Here is a 256-nt window from a genome sequence, read left to right as displayed (position 1 = left end):
CGACCACGCCGCCCGTAAACAGCAGGGCGACGCCGACGATCACAGCCGCGACGACAATCGCGGTCATGCCGGTCATGCCCAGCAGGTAGGGAATCAGAGGGAAGAACGCGCCCACAGCGAAGAAACAGAACGAGGACAGCGCCGCCTTCATGGGTGTGCCCACCTGGTCCCCCGCGCCGTCCGACTCGGGGCTACCGCCCAGTGCGGCGCGTACCGCGATCGCGCCGGACTCGCCGGTCGCAGGCTTGGCGAGGCG

1 protein-coding gene is annotated in these 256 nt (G+C 69.5%); it reads right to left on the bottom strand.

Annotated features, from left to right (window positions below; all coding sequences use genetic code 11):
* The coding region (locus QP415_RS12210) for a VIT1/CCC1 transporter family protein (protein WP_285100252.1) at positions 1-256 on the bottom strand (256 nt) is incomplete at both ends.

It is taken from the genome of Pauljensenia sp. UMB3104, assembly GCF_030217285.1.
Taxonomy (GTDB): domain Bacteria; phylum Actinomycetota; class Actinomycetes; order Actinomycetales; family Actinomycetaceae; genus Pauljensenia.
This window is presented reverse-complemented; position numbering and strand designations above follow the sequence as displayed.